Below are 389 nucleotides of genomic sequence, written 5' to 3'. Positions count from 1 at the left end.
GCCGATGCGGTGCGCCTGATCCTGATCGACCCGAAGATGCTGGAACTGAGCATCTACGAAGGCATTCCGCATCTCTTGTGCCCGGTGGTGACCGACATGCGCCAGGCCGGCCACGCGCTGAACTGGGCCGTGGGCGAAATGGAACGCCGCTACAAGCTCATGAGCAAGATGGGCGTGCGCAACCTGGCAGGCTTCAACAAGAAGATCGAAGAAGCCGCCGCGCGCGAAGAAAAGATTCCCAACCCATTCAGCCTCACGCCCGATGCGCCGGAGCCGCTCGACAAGCTGCCCATGATCGTCATCGTGATCGACGAGCTGGCCGACCTGATGATGGTGGTCGGCAAGAAGGTCGAAGAGCTGATCGCGCGGATTGCGCAGAAGGCGCGTGC

General features: G+C 62.0%; 1 protein-coding gene. It reads left to right on the top strand.

What is annotated here, in order from left to right:
* Positions 1-389 (top strand): FtsK/SpoIIIE domain-containing protein (locus tag RVY79_RS17850; protein ID WP_317465850.1); only part of this gene is annotated, 389 nt, incomplete at both ends.

The organism is Chromohalobacter sp. HP20-39, from assembly GCF_033052815.1.
GTDB lineage: Bacteria > Pseudomonadota > Gammaproteobacteria > Pseudomonadales > Halomonadaceae > Chromohalobacter.
This window is presented reverse-complemented; position numbering and strand designations above follow the sequence as displayed.